This is a genomic window from Microbulbifer sp. TYP-18 (genome assembly GCF_040932045.1).
GTDB lineage: Bacteria > Pseudomonadota > Gammaproteobacteria > Pseudomonadales > Cellvibrionaceae > Microbulbifer.
Window position 1 is genome coordinate 1 of record NZ_JBFRBC010000023.1, and the last position, 15794, is coordinate 15794.

The 15794-nt window shown below is 49.8% G+C and carries 6 protein-coding genes; all 6 read left to right on the forward strand.

The features are described 5' to 3' along the window. The first annotated feature begins 2 nt into the window (after window positions 1–2). Window positions 3–9635 (forward strand): amino acid adenylation domain-containing protein, encoded by a 9633-nt coding sequence (locus ABVT36_RS15595; RefSeq protein ID WP_368457368.1) that lies wholly within the window; start codon window positions 3–5, stop codon window positions 9633–9635. Window positions 9636–9749: 114 nt separating this feature from the next. Then, on the forward strand, window positions 9750–10685 hold the full coding sequence (locus ABVT36_RS15600) for a hypothetical protein (protein WP_368457369.1): 936 nt from the start codon (window positions 9750–9752) through the stop codon (window positions 10683–10685). A gap of 53 nt (window positions 10686–10738) precedes the next feature. Beyond that, entirely contained in the window at window positions 10739–11521 is a 783-nt protein-coding gene (locus tag ABVT36_RS15605) for an ABC transporter ATP-binding protein (protein ID WP_368457370.1), read from the forward strand. 46 nt (window positions 11522–11567) lie between these two features. Then, window positions 11568–13250 (forward strand): hypothetical protein, encoded by a 1683-nt coding sequence (locus ABVT36_RS15610; RefSeq protein WP_368457371.1) that lies wholly within the window; start codon window positions 11568–11570, stop codon window positions 13248–13250. A 92-nt stretch (window positions 13251–13342) separates the two neighbouring features. Beyond that, complete coding sequence (locus tag ABVT36_RS15615; protein ID WP_368457372.1) at window positions 13343–14299, forward strand: TauD/TfdA family dioxygenase; 957 nt, start codon at window positions 13343–13345, stop codon at window positions 14297–14299. 748 nt (window positions 14300–15047) lie between these two features. Beyond that, complete coding sequence (locus ABVT36_RS15620) at window positions 15048–15224, forward strand: hypothetical protein (protein WP_368457373.1); 177 nt, start codon at window positions 15048–15050, stop codon at window positions 15222–15224. Window positions 15225–15794 lie beyond the last annotated feature (570 nt).

Here is a 15794-nt window from a genome sequence, read left to right on the forward strand (position 1 = left end):
ACTTGCGCCTGACAGGCCAGGCTCTGCCGGAGGCCTTTGTCGCTCTTGAGGGCCTGCCGCGCGAGGCCAGCGGGCGCCTGGATCGCCGGGCCCTGCCGGAACCCGAACGCGGGGGCAGTGACTCCCTGCCAGTTCCTCCGGCCACTGATACCGAAGCCCGGCTGCTCGCCCTCTGGCAAGAGAAGCTGGAGCGCGACAATATCGGTGTGGAAGACAATTACTTTGTATTGGGTGGAGATTCCATCCGTTCCATCGCCCTGGTGGCAGAGGCCAATGCGGCCGGGCTGACCTTTGCCATCACCGACCTGTTCGAACACCCCACGGTTAGAAGCCTGGCAGCCGCTATTGATGCCGGCGGTGCCACTGGTGTAGACGAGGGGGAAGCCATCGCCCCCTTCTCTCTGCTCAGCGAGAGTGAGCGCAGTGCCCTTGAAGAGCACACGGCCTTATCCACTCTGGAGGACGCCTTTCCGCTGTCGATGATGCAGCAGGGTATGGTGCTGCTGGCTCTCAAACAGCGCCACCTCAACGTGTACGAAAACCTGCAGATTTACCACGTATCCGATGCCTGGGATGGGCCCCTGTTCGAACGTGCGCTGGCCTACCTGATGGATAAGCACCCGATGTTGAAAAGCGTCTACCACCTCGCAGGTGAGCGCCCTTTGCAGTTGGTGTTAAAAAACAAAAAGCCGAACCTGCGGGTGATTGATCTGCGCGATGAGCATGGCGGTGAACGCAGCGAAGAGGAAATCAAAGCGCGCGTGGACCAGTGGATGGACGCGGAAAAAGCCGCGGGCATCGACACCACGGTGGAAGTCTGGCGGGGGACGGTACAGGTGCTGTCAGATACGCGTTTTATCTACGGTATGTTTATTCACCACGCCCTGTGGGACGGCTGGAGCCTGGAGAGTTTTACCACCGAACTCTATGGCACCTACGCCCGCCTGCGCCGGGGTGAGACATTGCCCGTCTATACGCCTTTGCCTTCGTACAACCGCTTTATCGCCCTTGAGCAGCAGGCCCTGGCCTCGAAAGAGCAGCAGCAGTACTGGCAGTCCACCTTGCAAGGCGCGCACCTGCCCTGGTGGAGCGGGCGCGAAAAAGCTCCAAGTTTGCGTATGTCCAGTGCAATAAGCGACGAGACAAGTGCTCAGGTAATGCAATGCGCAGCACGGCTCGGTGTGCAGGAAAAGAGCCTCTGGTGTTCCGTCTACCTGATTTTACTTCACCTGTTAAACGGCTCGGATAAAATACTCGGACTGGTGGCCAGTCAGGGACGCCCGGAAATACCTGATGGGGATAAAATGGTGGGGGTTTTTGTCAACGCCCTGCCTCTTAAGGTTTCTCATTGTGGGCTATCCTGGTCAGAGTTTATCCTTAGCGTAGACCAAGTCCTGCGTGAACAACACCGCCATCGGAACTACCCGGTGGCGCAAATGCAAAAAGATAGCGGCCTAGACTTTTCCGCAACCTTGTTTAATTACACCAACTGGCACGTATATTACGGGGGGGACAGTGCCGCCTTTGAAGATACGCCTGCCGCAGGGCAAGCTAATCCCGAATATAATACCGTCGCGCCTACCAAACTTGGCGGTTGGGCGGAAACCGATTATCTGTTACTAATGGACGTCTACAAAGATGAACAACGGCAACAGTTTGGTTTTGACCTTAGCCTAGACACGAAAATTTTTAACGACCGCTTTCGCCAGCGACTGCAAAACTATGTATTGGACATTACCCGTGTCCTTCTCTCGCAAACTGGAAGTAAGATCGATCTGTCGGCCTTGCTAAAAAGAGAACACCCAGAGCTTGGGGCGCCGGCTCAATGCAATGTCCAGGACACGGGCGCTCTGGGTGTGCATCAGCACTTTCAGCATAAAGCGAAACACCAGGGGGATACCATTGCCCTGGTGCATGGAAACACGAGTCTTAGTTATCGGGAGCTAGATCGGCGATCTGACAACCTCGCCTGTGCCCTTGCGGACCAAGGCATAAGGGTCGGGTCGAAGGTCGGTATCTGTGTCGAACGTTCAGCAGATTTAATTATCGGGCTGCTGGCGACTTTAAAAGCAGGTGCCTGTTATGTGCCTTTGGACCCGGAATATCCACCTCAACGCCTGGAATTTATGGTGCGGGACAGCGAACTGGACTTGGTTCTGGTACACCCGTTTACCACGGCGGTCGATGCCTTTGGCGAGGTTCCCCGTTTAGATATCGCCCGGGCGTGTCGTGTGGCGTACGAGGCGCATAAAATAGCCTTGGCGAGGCTGTTCAATGGCCGACAACTCGCCTATATCAATTACACCTCTGGCAGCAGTGGTAGGCCCAAGGGCGTATTGATCGACCACGACAATATTTTGCACTTGGCCAGGAATGACAACGCTATAGCCGTAAGTCGCAATGATGTCGTCGCACAAATCGCAAATTATGCCTTCGATGCGCTCACCTTTGAAGTCTGGCCCATCCTAATGGCCGGTGGTCGCTTGGTTGTGCTGGATAAACACCAGATATTGCACAGTGAAACCCTTGCGCAATTGTTATTACAATACAAAATATCTGCAGGCTTTATGACAGCGGCTTTGTTTAAACGCATATCGCTTGAGAAAAAAGATGCGTTTGCAAGCCTCAGGGCTCTCATAGTTGGTGGGGAAGCCTTTCCGTTAGATACCTTAAAAGGCATTATTGACCACAAGCCCGCGAAGGTTTTAAACGGTTACGGCCCAACGGAAACCACCACCTTTGCCGTGTGTTGCGAGTTGGACCACGACGCAGTGAAAGCGGGAATTGCTCCTATTGGCACCGCACTGAGTGGTAAAACAACTTATGTGATGAGCGGCCAAAATCTACTGCCGACCGGCGTATTCGGTGAACTGTGCATAGGTGGAGAAGGACTTGCCCATGGATATTTGAACAATCCAAGGCTGACAGCGGAAAAATTCATACCAAATCCCTTTGCCAGCGAAGGCGGCGCACGCCTTTATCGCACCGGTGACCTTGTCAGGCAAATTCCACAAGGCGAGGCAAGCGAGAACAAGCTGGAATTTGCCGGACGTATTGATGAGCAAGTTAAAATTCGCGGCTTTCGTGTTGAGCCCGGAGAACTTCAGGCCCTACTTGTAAGCCACGCTCAAGTTGAGGATGCCGTGGTAACTGTCAGGCATGGGACAGACGGTGCCGAATTGATAGCCTATGTCGCTGTCGGTGACTGTTTTGTCAATGCACCTTGTGACAAAGAGGCGCGAGAAGCCTTGACCGAAGCCCTGCTTGCGCTTGCCACAGAGCAACTACCAAGCCATATGTTGCCGGCTGCGCTGGTGGTCGTTGAGCGTTTTCAGTTGACAGAAAACGGCAAAGTTGATCGCTCCTCCTTACCTGCCCCCGAATTGAGCAGTGCGCCTTCCACGCATGTGCGTCACCAAAACGCAACGGAAGAACTGCTGGCAAATATCTGGTGCGGCTTACTACGAAGAAAAAGTATTGGGCGCGACGAACATTTCTTTCAACGCGGGGGGCACTCCCTGTTAGTCATGCAATTGGGGGCGAGAATTCGCGAGCTCTTCGCCATCGAGTTTCCAGTGCGAGCGCTGTTTGAAACCCCAATATTGTGCGATCAGGCGGCCGCCATTGACGCTGTTATTTTGAACACACAAGGCCGTACTCAGCCCCTCGCTCCTGTGGATCGAAGTCAACCCCTGCCTCTTTCATACGCTCAACAGCGGCTGTGGTTCTTGAGTAGTTACATGGGCCCCAATGCCGTTTACAACATGCCTCTGGCCCTGCGCTTGAGCGGTGATGTGAAGGTTGCAGCGCTGACCCTAGCCCTGACGGAAATTATTCGTCGCCACGAAGTATTGCGTACGCGTTTTGTGCAGGAGGGCGATGTCGTCACGCAGCGTATTGAGGCGGATAAAGGGCAAACCATTGATCTTGAGATTTTTGAGAGTGAAGCAGCTGTCCGTGAGCTGGCGTATCGGGAACGGGTGTATCCCTTTGACTTACAGCGTGACAGTTTATGCAGAATACGTCTAGTTTTTTGTCGTGAGAGCCAGTCCTATGCGTTGTTGGTGACCATGCACCACAGTATTTCTGACGGTTGGTCCCTAGGTGTGTTTTTTGAAGAACTGGTGACCCTGTATCAGGCGTTTAAAAAAGACGGTGATAACCCTCTTGCACCCCTGCCCATCCAATACGCGGACTTCGCCGTATGGCAACGAAAAAGTTTTGATGATGGACAGCTCCAATCACAGCTTGGCTACTGGCAGAAAAAGTTAGAAGATCTGCCGCCGCTGTGTAGTTTTCCCACGGATCGGCCACGTCCAGCAGAGCAGACCTTCAGGGGCAGTTTTACTCCGATCAGGATGTCGACACCATTGAGCAATGAGCTCAAAGCCTTTAGTCAGGAGCAGGGGGTTACCCTGTATATGACCTTATTGTCAGCTTTTAGCGTATTACTCAGCCGCTATAGCGGACAAAAAGATCTGGCGGTGGGCTCGCCCATTGCCAACCGCACGCACAAAGCCCAAGAAAGTCTGATAGGCTTTTTTGTCAACACTCTTGTTATGCGTGTCAACCTCTATCACAACCCGCGCTTTGTGGATGTGCTAAAACAAGTGCGAGAAACGGCCCTGGAGAGTTACGCGTATCAAGATGTGCCTTTCGAACATTTAGTGGAAGAGTTAAACCCGAATCGTGACCCCTCTCACTCACCGTTATTTCAAGTGATGTTTGCACTACAAAACACGCCCACTGAACGCGTCGCGTTGCCGGACTTTTCCATCGAGCCCCTGGCATTTGATGGTGATAACACAGGTTCTGCTAATGAGGGCGTCTCTCGCTTCGATATTACTTTTACTCTTCATGACGGATCTGGAGGGCTTCAGGGCGGCATGGAGTACAACACCGATCTATTTGATGAAGCGAGCGTGATTGAAATATTGCGTGAGTATGAGGAATTACTGCAAAAAATCATTACTGCGCCGAAGATGCGAGTACAGGATTATCGGCGTCCGACTAAAAAGGAAAACACCGATGGGCTTGTCGCCACTAATCTAGAGCCTCTAGGGTCAAATATATCCTCTATCGCTCCCTGGTTTGCGTCCCTACGCGATATGAGTGAAAGCGGTACGGCCTTTATTTCCTCGGGCACCGCCTGGGACTTCTGCGAAATTAATCGACGTACCGAACAGTTCGCCTCTTACCTTCTGGATAATGGTTTGGGTGAAGGAAGTCGAATCGGCTTGCATCTGGATACAGTGGAAACGCTGCTACCCGCCTTGTTGGCTTCACAATACTTGGGCGGGTGTGTTGTACCGCTCGACACACGATTGCCTGAATTGCACGTTGAGGCATTACTGGATATCGTTGAACTCGATGGTGTGGTGGTGGATTCGCCGAGACTGGAGAATCTGAAGCGAAGTGGTGAATACAAAGAGCTTAACTGGCTCAGCGCTGATGAGTGCCTTAAGGGCGCTCACATACCGAGGGTTCTCGAGGAGCCAAAACGCACGTCTGTTTGTCTGTTTCTTCAGAATGACATGGGTGAAATTGAGACCCAGTTGATTTCCGGGGAGTCGCTGTCTTTACTGATTCATGAACAAAGGCAAGAGTCTTTGGCCACGCAAGTCCTTGAGCAATGGATATTTACACCATTAAACCGACAACTGGCGGTATGTCTGCAAACTCTTCGCCAACTGGCTCGTGGGGAAAGAGAAATCTATGTCGACCAGGATTCATATGAAGTGGATTTTCCAGCTGTTGCTCAACAGTCAAACTATCTTTCCTATTCCGTACTGAGGCCACATCTGGAAGCTTGGTCACTAAATCGTGAATTTGCTTTGACATCCAGACACGAGCAGAACCGAAGGAGCTGGCACCTGTATATGGTGCCGCAGGATAAGATCGACAGAGGTAATGCGGCTGGTAAAGTACTGAGTTATTTGCGCTATCAAAAGGCATTGCTGCCTCTGCCAAATACCGTGGTATGCATGGACAATTTACCGCGCAAAACCAATGGCTTGGTGGACAGGGCCGCACTACCTGAACCTGATCAAGGGCGCAATAGGCATTTTGTTGCGCCGAGTACACCGACGGAAAAAACCCTGTGTGAGGTGTGGCAGCAACATCTTGATCTCGATAGAGTTGGCGTGCAGGATAATTATTTTTCCTTAGGTGGCGATTCCATTCGTTCTATTGCTCTGGTTGCCGAGGCCAATAAAAGAGGGCTTCATTTTTCTGTAAAAGACTTATTTGTCTACCCGACGATTGCCACTTTGGCCGAAGGGGTGGACAGAGGGGCCTTCATGCGGGAAACAGCGCGTAAGCTCGAGCCATTTACCTTGATTACTAAAGAAGAAAAGCACGCGATTGACGAACATTATGGTAAGGGCTGTGTCGAAGACGCTTTTCCTCTTTCCATGATGCAGGAAGGCATGGTATTGCTGGCCCTTAAACAGTCCGGTCTGAATCTTTACGAAAATCTGCAAATTTATCAGTTTGATATCCGCTGGGATCAAGCAGTATTTGAGCGAGCATTTGAGTATCTGATGTCGGTCCACCCGATACTGAAAAGTGTGTATTTTGTGCACGCAGAGCGTCCTTTACAGATAATCCCGACTCACCAGCGTCCTCAAGTATGTGTTAACAATTTAAGTGATGCAGACCCTGATGAGGTCGGCCCTGCGCTTGAAGTATGGATGCAGGAACAAAAACGCGAAGGTATTGACACGACTGTCGGACTATGGAGTGCGACAGTACATTTGCTACCGGATCAGACATTTTTGCTGGGTATGTATGTACATCATGCCCTTTGGGATGGCTGGAGTTTGGAAAGTTGTACCTACGAGCTTTATCAGGTCTATCGCCAACTCATAGATCACCACCAGCTGCCTGAAAAAAGAGTACTTCCCTCTTACAATGAATTTATTGTGCGTGAACTCGAAGCCATTGAATCACAGGAACAGCGTGATTACTGGCTCGAGAAAGTAGAAGGAATGCGTTTGCCCTGGTGGGTGACAGCCAAGAAGTCCGCTAGTGGCGTGATTGCCTGGGATGTGACAAAAGACGATCACGACCGTGTGGTTGAGTTGAGTAAGCAGCTCGGCGTGCAAGAGAAAAGCCTGTGGTGTGCCTGTTACCTGGTGTTGCTAGCACTACTTGACGGCAGCGATGAGGTGGCCGGCCCCGTGGCGACCCAGGGGAGGCCTGAAATCGCCGGCGGCGAGAGCATGGTCGGCGTATTTCTCAATGTGTTGCCCGTGAGTGTCAGTTTGCGTGAAAAAAGCTGGCGAGAATTCATCGCGGCTGTGGACCGGGAGTTGCGCGAGCAGCATGCCCACCGACACTATCCCCTGGCTGAAATACAGCGCTTGACAGGTTACGAATTTTCCGGGTCTCTGTTTAATTTCACCAACTGGCAACGAGCAGGGCAACCAACAGGAAATGAGTCTGTAGCGTCTTCCACTTCGGAAAGCGAACCCTCTGCAGGTGGTCCGGTTAAAGTGGGGGGCTTTAGTGACACCAATTATTTCCTGTTGATGGATGTGCACAAAAATGAATCGCAGCAACGTTTTGAACTGAGTCTGAGTTTGGATGGCGGCGTATTCCACGAGGCGTTTCGCGCGCGTATTGAGCACTACATGCGCAATATTCTCGAGCAAGCGCTGGGAGAGAACGAAGATCCCATCCACAAAGGACGTCTGCTGGGTGAAGCCGAAACCACAAGGCTTTTACATCAGTGGAATACTGTGGTCGACCATCCCTGTTGTGACCGCATCGAAGCGTTATTTGAGCGCCAGGCTGAATGGCAGCCGGAGGCCACGGCACTAGTGGTTACCAATACAGGTGGATGCGCCGCCCATTTAACCTACTCGGAGCTTAATCACCGGGCGGATTGGCTTGCCCATCATTTGTGTGCGGCGGGTGCCAGCAGCGGCGCGCGAGTAGGACTTTGCCTGGAACGCTCGCCTGATGTCGTAATCGCTATCTTCGCCATCCTCAAGGCTGGGGCGGCATATGTTCCGCTGGACCCCACACAGCCGGAGCACCGCATTGCTTACATAATTGACGATGCCGAACTCGATCTCGTGGTAACTACACAGAATTTAATCGGTAAGTTGAGCGCCGAAAGACCGTTTGAGTGCATAACTCTGGACACCCTCAGAAAGGCTTCTGCATCGGGCCCCTCTCACCTCGAAATCCAGTCAACGGCGCTGATTAAAAGCGCTGCAGAGGATTTGGCGTATATTATTTACACTTCGGGTTCCACGGGAAATCCCAAAGGGGCATTGGTTAGCCACCGCAATGTCGTCCGTTTGTTTCTCGCCACAGATAGACATTTTCAATTTTCCCGCGAGGATGTATGGACTCTGTTTCACTCTTACGCCTTTGACTTTTCAGTATGGGAGATGTTTGGTGCTTTGTGCCATGGAGGGTCACTGGTGGTGGTTCCGTCTTCTGTTGCTCAATCCCCTCGCGACTTTTATCACCTGTTATCTAAGCAGAGAGTCACGATACTCAACCAAACACCGACGCTGTTTAACCAGCTGGTGGACATCGATAGAGAGGCGGAGCTTGCCCTCGCGTTGCGCGCTGTAATTCTCGGTGGTGAAGCGTTGGAGCCGGAACGACTGTTGCCCTGGTTTGATCGCCACGATGAAAACACTGTACAGTTAATTAATATGTATGGCATCACCGAAACCACGGTCCATGTGACGTTTAAACGTCTCGGTCGCCAGGATCTTGAGTTATCCTCTGTCGTTAACATAGGTCGGAAAATTGATGATTTAGGACTGTATTTGCTCGATCAGCATCTTGCACCGGTTCCCACTGGCGTTCCCGCGGAAATATACGTTGGCGGCAGCGGCGTAACCCAGGGATATTTGCGTCGTGACGAATTGACACAGCAAAAGTTTTTGAGCAACCCCCACTCCGAGGGGGATCGCCTATATAAAACCGGCGATCTCGGACGTTTTCTCGAAAACGGCGATCTTGAATATCTAGGGCGTATCGACCACCAGGTTAAAATCCGCGGCTTCCGCATTGAGCTGGGTGAAATTGAATCCCTGTTGCTGCAAATGGATGGTGTCAAAAGTGCTGTGGTTCTCGCCCGCCAAGATGAGCCCGACAATAAATATTTGATGGCCTACATTGTTAGCGATCAACAGAATTTGGGGAATGCCGCGCGTGAATTTTTACAGTCCCGAGTTCCCGCTTACATGGTGCCGACAGGAATCGTCACCCTTGGGGCTTTTCCCCTGACGGTCGGTGGTAAAATTGACGTTCGCGCCCTCAGCGCTATGCGTCCGGAGCAACCCGAGACTGCTTACATTGCGCCGAACTCAGCGGTAGAACGGCAATTGAGCGCGTACTGGCAACAGATGTTTAACTGCGACAGAGTAGGTGTGGGAGATAATTTCTGGAATCTTGGTGGGCACTCCCTGCTGATGATGCGTTTCAACAATTATTTGCGGGGTGAGTTCGGCATTGATCTTCCCGTCGCCAAAATGTTTGAATATCAGACGCTGCAAGAGTTTGCGAATCTTGTCGAGCTAGAACTGGATAAAGCACAACTTAAACATACACGGGCAATTCTTGATAACGTGCAAAATGATGAAGAGGTTGAAGAGGGATCATTTTAGGTCCAGTATGAAAAATGCTTCCCATAAGGTTGTGACACAACTGAGGCGACACATGGCATTGCTCTAACAATCCATGTTCAGCATGTTTGTGGGATATAGACGGAAATATCAATTATGCCAATAATTAAAGAAGATTCTTCATCGTTGTTCATCGTCGAAGATGTACGGAAAAAAAATGATGCCGACTATCTTCTGCAGTGCCTGCGTGAAGACAAAGTCGTTCTTATCCGGTCTTGCTCAAGCAGCGACGCCGATGCGCTGATACACCAGGTCGCCAAGCGTCTGGGGCTGCTGGACTCATTGAAACTGCAGGCAACCTTTGCTTCTTCTCTGGGGACGCGTAAAAATATCGGACAGTATTACATGAGTGTGAACGAACGGCAGGATTACAATGTGGTGCCGCCGCATTCAGAGGGCTCCAGCTTCGCAACCTTACAGCTGGCGTCTTTCTTTTGCTATGAGAATACAACTGACGGTGGTGAAACTGTTTTAATGAATGTGGATGGTTTAAGTCCACTATTTGCTGATCTCCGGGAACTGGGTGTCAGAGCCAAATTTGACGGCACGCCGACGGCAGCAGACATAGCCCAGGCCCGATCTATGTTCCGCGTGGATTTGAGAAACGGTGCGTTAAAAGACGACGATATCGTGTTGAATGAAATTTCGGTGAGTTCCAAGCTCAAACTGTATGAAGTCTTGGGAAGGCCGGTAAAATCCCATTCTCTGATTACCGAAGATTTGCGTTATGTTTACTGGGACTCTATTTGCACAACGGACTTTGACGTGCTGAAATTTATGGAAACTTTCCTCAGGCGTGAGCAGCTGTTTAAAGAGCCGCCAAACTATACCGATATCAGTGAGATAGATTGGGGGCCGGCAAGACGTAGCGTGCATTCGGATATCGATTTTGATAAGCTTTTTTTGCGCAAAATCACTCTGAAATTAGCGCCAGGAGATTTTATACTGGCGAACAATTTCAATTGGGTACACTCGGTAAACAATTGGACCCCCGGCTCCGGAATTCGGACGGTGGCGGCGGCCTTTGCCTGATAGTCGTAGGGCAGTCGGGAATTTGCAGAATGACAATATAAATAAGGTGATGCATGTCCGAACCAAGGTCAGTGATGAGGGTAGAAAACCTATCGAAACACTATGGTGATGTGACGGTTTTGAAATCCCTAAATTTTTCCGTTGCCGCTGGGCAAGTCGTGGGTTATCTGGGTGTAAATGGTGCAGGGAAAAGCACCACAATAAAAATACTGATTGGGAGCATCGGCGACTTCCATGGCGAAGCCCAGGTGTGTGGCCTCGATCTCCGTAAAGACTCGGTTGCTGTAAAGCGGCGTATTGGTTATGTTCCGGAAGTTGCTCTGCTCTATGATGCCTTGAGTCCAATGGAATATCTGCTATTTCACGGCCGCATGCACTCCATGGCGGATCAAACAATAACACAGCGCGCCCGTGCTTTGTTGTCGGTATTTGGACTCAGTTCCCGGGAAAACCAACCCATGCAATCCTTCTCCAAGGGCATGAAACAAAAGGTTCTACTGGCAGCAGGCACACTTCACGATCCCGATGTGTTATTTCTCGATGAGCCCATGTCCGGGCTAGATGCCAATGCGGTGTTGTTGTTAAAGGAGATCATTCTCCGGCTGGCCAAGTGTGGCAAAACGATTTTCTACAGTTCGCATATGCTGGATGTAGTTGAGCGCCTGTGTGACAGAATTATCATTCTTGATCGCGGGGAAATTGTGGCCGATGGTAGCTTCGAACACTTGAAGTCATTAAAAAAAGAGAAAAGTCTGGAAGCCATCTTTGGCGAATTGACAAGTCATCAATCCATTCGGGGCCTTGCCGATGACTACATGGGTGCCTTGGCTCTGTGAATGAAGTTAGTAACTCTGTGATATGCAAGTGCAGGGGGACCGTTTTATGTTGTGGAAATTTCTTCAAAAACTGGTCTCTGGGAGGTCAGTGGATGTCAACCAGGTAGATCAGCTGCTGTCGATCAAGCGCAAGGCGAAAGACCGGTCCTGGGACACAGCGCTGGGGCATAATACTGTGCTTGCCCGAATTGGGGTTTTCCATCTGCAAATGCTCTTGTTTTTGTGCCTTGGAATACTGCCCTGTCTCGCTTTTGTATTTGAGGAACCACTTACGGCCATGGTGTTGAACTACACCATAGTTTTGTCTGTGCTGGGCTTTGTGCTTTTCTCCCATTTTACCAGTGTATTTAGCGATGTGTCCGACCGCCATATTCTTGCAGCGATGCCGGTAAATTCCCCCACTCTGTCACTGGCAAAGCTGATGCATGCACTGCAGTACAGCTTGGCTATGACATGTTCATTAAATCTCTTCAGTGCTGTGTTTGTGGCATATTCTTATGGCGCACTTGCTCTCCTGGGCTTCATGGTTTCCCAAGTACTAATCATTGCGCTCTTGCTGACACCAGTATTCTGCCTGCTGGCTTTGGCGAGCCACTTGATCAGCCCGGGAAGAATTCGTACTCTTCTGTTTTATACCTTGATTCTGGCCTCAGCGTTTTGCCTTGTTGCGCTAAATCTCTATGTGGATGGTTTCTTCAGCGAAAATTTCGATGCTGCTGAATTGACGAGCGCTCAAATAAATGGGAACTGGCTTTTGTTCTATCCCCCGGCCTGGTTGGCTGGCCTGATTGCCTGGATAAGTCAGGGCGACAATACTCTCACTGGGACCCTGGCAACTCTTGCTGTCGTTGTTCCGCCTATCATAGTTGGACTGTCCTATTGCTTGTTCAGTAGGCGTTATGAAATTATGCTTGAAAAGCTTGCACTCGCCCAGGAAGCCGAACAAAAGTCCTGGGTAAACCAGCGATTATATGCCTACCTCGCCAGACGATTTTTTAAGCGGAAACCGGAGAGCAAAGGGATATTTATGCTGGTGACAAAGCTAATGTCCACCGATTTTGGATTTAAACTTCGCGTCTACCCTCAACTCGGAATCGTATTGGCGTTTGCCCTGCTATTTTTATACGACAAATTTCATTTTAGTGTGCAGACTCTGTCTGGCAGCTTCGCATTATTTCTTTTTATCTATGCACTCAGCTGTTTTATGGTAACTACCATTGCCAATATACAGTATGGTGACCGGCACCAAGCCGCCTGGGTCTACCAGAGCTTACCGCTGGGCGACAAATGGGATGAAATTGTAAAAGCGAGCTTGTTGGCGTTTGTTTTTCATATTGTGGTTCCGACCTGTATCTTACTTGTTTTCATTTGTGCTCTTGGTTGGGGAAGTGCTTTCCTACTTGATGTCCTTTGTGCCACCCTGGTCGCCTTTCTCGGTTGTTCGCTGCAGGGGTTAAGGTTCAGGAAAATGCCGTTTTCACAGGATATGAATTCAGTGACACGCCCTTTACCTTTGGTTTTGGATTATTATTTAGTCGTCATACCCATTGGTTTTTTTGCTGTTGGACACTACCTGATGGCCTTCTATTTGGGCAACTTGGGGCTGGTGGTCTATTCGGTTATCGTCGCAGCTCTTACGATCTTCACTTGGAAGCGCCTGCTGAAAAGCAAAATGGACGATCCTACTTCGGGAGACAGGCACCTGAGCTGGAGCGGCACTGCCCAATAATGCTTTTGATAAGTGTGTACTAGCGGCATTGTCACCTGCTTGTAGCAATGTGTCTTCTCAGCTTCAACCTTGCACTCAAAAGAGAAAACGCAATGATGGAAAATTACGCTGGAAGCCTGGGTAAAATAGGAAACCAGTGCGGTCAAATTCCAAGTATAAAGGTCAACCTGACCGGGGAGAAAGCCAATGACTGGCTCAATGAAAATTATTCAAGGGTGTTTGCCACCTTGCAGGAAGAGGGGGCGCTACTGATTCGCGGATTGCCAATTCCAGGCAGTAAAAAGCTTGGCAGAGTGTTAAGTCAAATTTTCCAAAAATCTCTGGCGGACTACGAATACCGATCCACGCCACGTACAAAAATGCGCGGACAGGTTTATACATCGTCTGAGTACCACCCCGGCGAGACTATTCCTCTTCACAACGAAAATTCTTACGCCACCTCGTGGCCTGAGTATATAGGCTTTTATTGTGTCCAGGCTGCCGAGGCAGGTGGTGCGACGCCTATCGCCGACAGCGGTAAGGTGTATTCAGCCATTTCAAAGAGTACCCGTCGCGAGTTTGAGCAGAGAAAACTGCTCTATGTGAGAAACTACAGTGGGGCGGACTTGCCCTGGCAGGAGGTTTTTCAAACCCGGGATAGAAAAGAGGTGGAAGACTATTGCCAGAACCACAGTATCGACTGGGAGTGGTTGGAGAATGAAAGCCTGCGCACCAAACAAGTGTGCCAGGCAGTCATTGAACATCGAGGGACGGATGAGAAAATCTGGTTCAATCAAGCCCACTTATTTCATATTTCAAATTTAAGTGAGGATGTGCGCAAGTCGCTATTGAGTATTTACGATGAAGATGTATTGCCGAGAAATGTATATTTCGGGGATGGTGAAAAAATTCCAACACAGTACTTAAATGAAATCCGCAGAGCTTATGACGAAAATACGATTGTTTTTAACTGGCAAGAGCACGATTTGATGCTGCTTGATAATATGCGTTACGCTCACGGCCGACAGCCGTTTTCCGGTAAGCGCTCGGTATTAGTGGGCATGGCATAAATTATTAGGTGGTGCCCTGAATCCCTCCTCCCATAAATCTGAATTTATTAGTAAAACTGCTACGCAGAATGATTCGCAAGCAGCGTTTCAAAATGAGATTTTGATTGCATTCGATATCAAATCAGTGATTGTTGCGAAGGAAATTATTGGGGCCCTCTGGGCAGGAAAATAACACATATCGTATCCCTTACATATATTCAAATTGGAATTTAATATATGAAGATGATTGGATGAAATGTGGGAATGACGTGCTAAATAGGAAAGCACGTAAGGCCTATTCTTTTCCAACAGTATTGATTGTTGGTGAGCTTGACAGCCATACCAGTTATTGCATCAAGTCCCATTATATCAGTATTCCGGGCACAGTTTAGGCGGTTAATACAGGCGAAAGTTCCACCTTGAATTTTCTTTAAGTTATGCCGGATGCTGGTGAGTATGAGTTGTCACAAACCAAGGCCAACTTTACGTTGACATTGCCTAAATCGGTGGCTCTGCACTGCCATTCAAAAACTCTAAAGCAAAAGCAAAAGCAATAGCGAACCTATTCTGTGATTCCATCTGTTCTACAGACCGCGGGAAGCCCGTAGTTTATGCGTTATTTGCTGGCAGGTGGAAAATTTTGTGAGAAGTAGTCATTAGGAGCATCAGTCCGCCACAGTCTGGGACTCGTATCTCAGGCAAATACACTCAGGCGCGAATTATACTTTTCCACAGCAAGCTCACTTTACGGCTAGAGCCCGGTGCTTTCTTGATCAACAATATCCTGTTCTGGCCCGATGGAATGGGGAGCCGCCGTAGCCTTGGTTATGTAGGCATGCCACCAACTACTTATGGTGAGACCTTCATGTACGGTCTTGATATTTGTGAGTTACCACTTGAAGTCAAGTGGAGCATCGGTTATGGGCCGGAAACTTCGAATATCTAGGACAGCCCGCCCTCCCCTGGCTTATCGCACGGGCACACGATTTGTTCGAAGCAAAAGTCAGTCAGTGATGTCATGATTTCCTGAACATCCTGGGCTTCGTGGACGTAAAGAAGCTGCCTATACGGGTCTTTCCCAGGTCAGGATACAAAAAGTCCTGATCAGCGCTGGTGTTATTCACGATCCAAAGGTATTATTCCTCAATGATTCTAAGACAGGAATGGATGCCAATTCGGTTATTGTAGTGAAAGAGGTCGTTGTCGCACTGATTGTGGCCGGCAATGACTACAGTTTACTCATCTCATCTACCGCGTCTGGTAGAGAGGATTTGCAGCTACATCGTCATTATTGATCACGGTGACATCACCACCAGTGACAGTATTGGCAATCTAGCATGTAGCGACAGCAAAAATCGCTGGAGAGGATAATCACAAAACTGTCGGGCGGTCAATTAGTGGCCACCCGTGCGGAAGCTTTTCCCTGTTCCGCCCATTCCCGCCTAGCGTGTTGCTCGGCAATTTAGAATAAAGATAAGCCGCCGACGAAGCAAAATTTTTCCTGCTGGTTGACCGG

What these genes read in the sequence shown, in the direction of transcription:
- ABVT36_RS15600 (WP_368457369.1), top strand. Translation starts at nt 9,750, where the DNA reads ATGCCAATAATTAAAGAAGATTCTTCATCGTTGTTCATCGTCGAAGAT.
- ABVT36_RS15615 (WP_368457372.1), top strand. Translation starts at nt 13,343, where the DNA reads ATGATGGAAAATTACGCTGGAAGCCTGGGTAAAATAGGAAACCAGTGC.
- ABVT36_RS15610 (WP_368457371.1), top strand. Translation starts at nt 11,568, where the DNA reads ATGTTGTGGAAATTTCTTCAAAAACTGGTCTCTGGGAGGTCAGTGGAT.
- ABVT36_RS15605 (WP_368457370.1), top strand. Translation starts at nt 10,739, where the DNA reads ATGTCCGAACCAAGGTCAGTGATGAGGGTAGAAAACCTATCGAAACAC.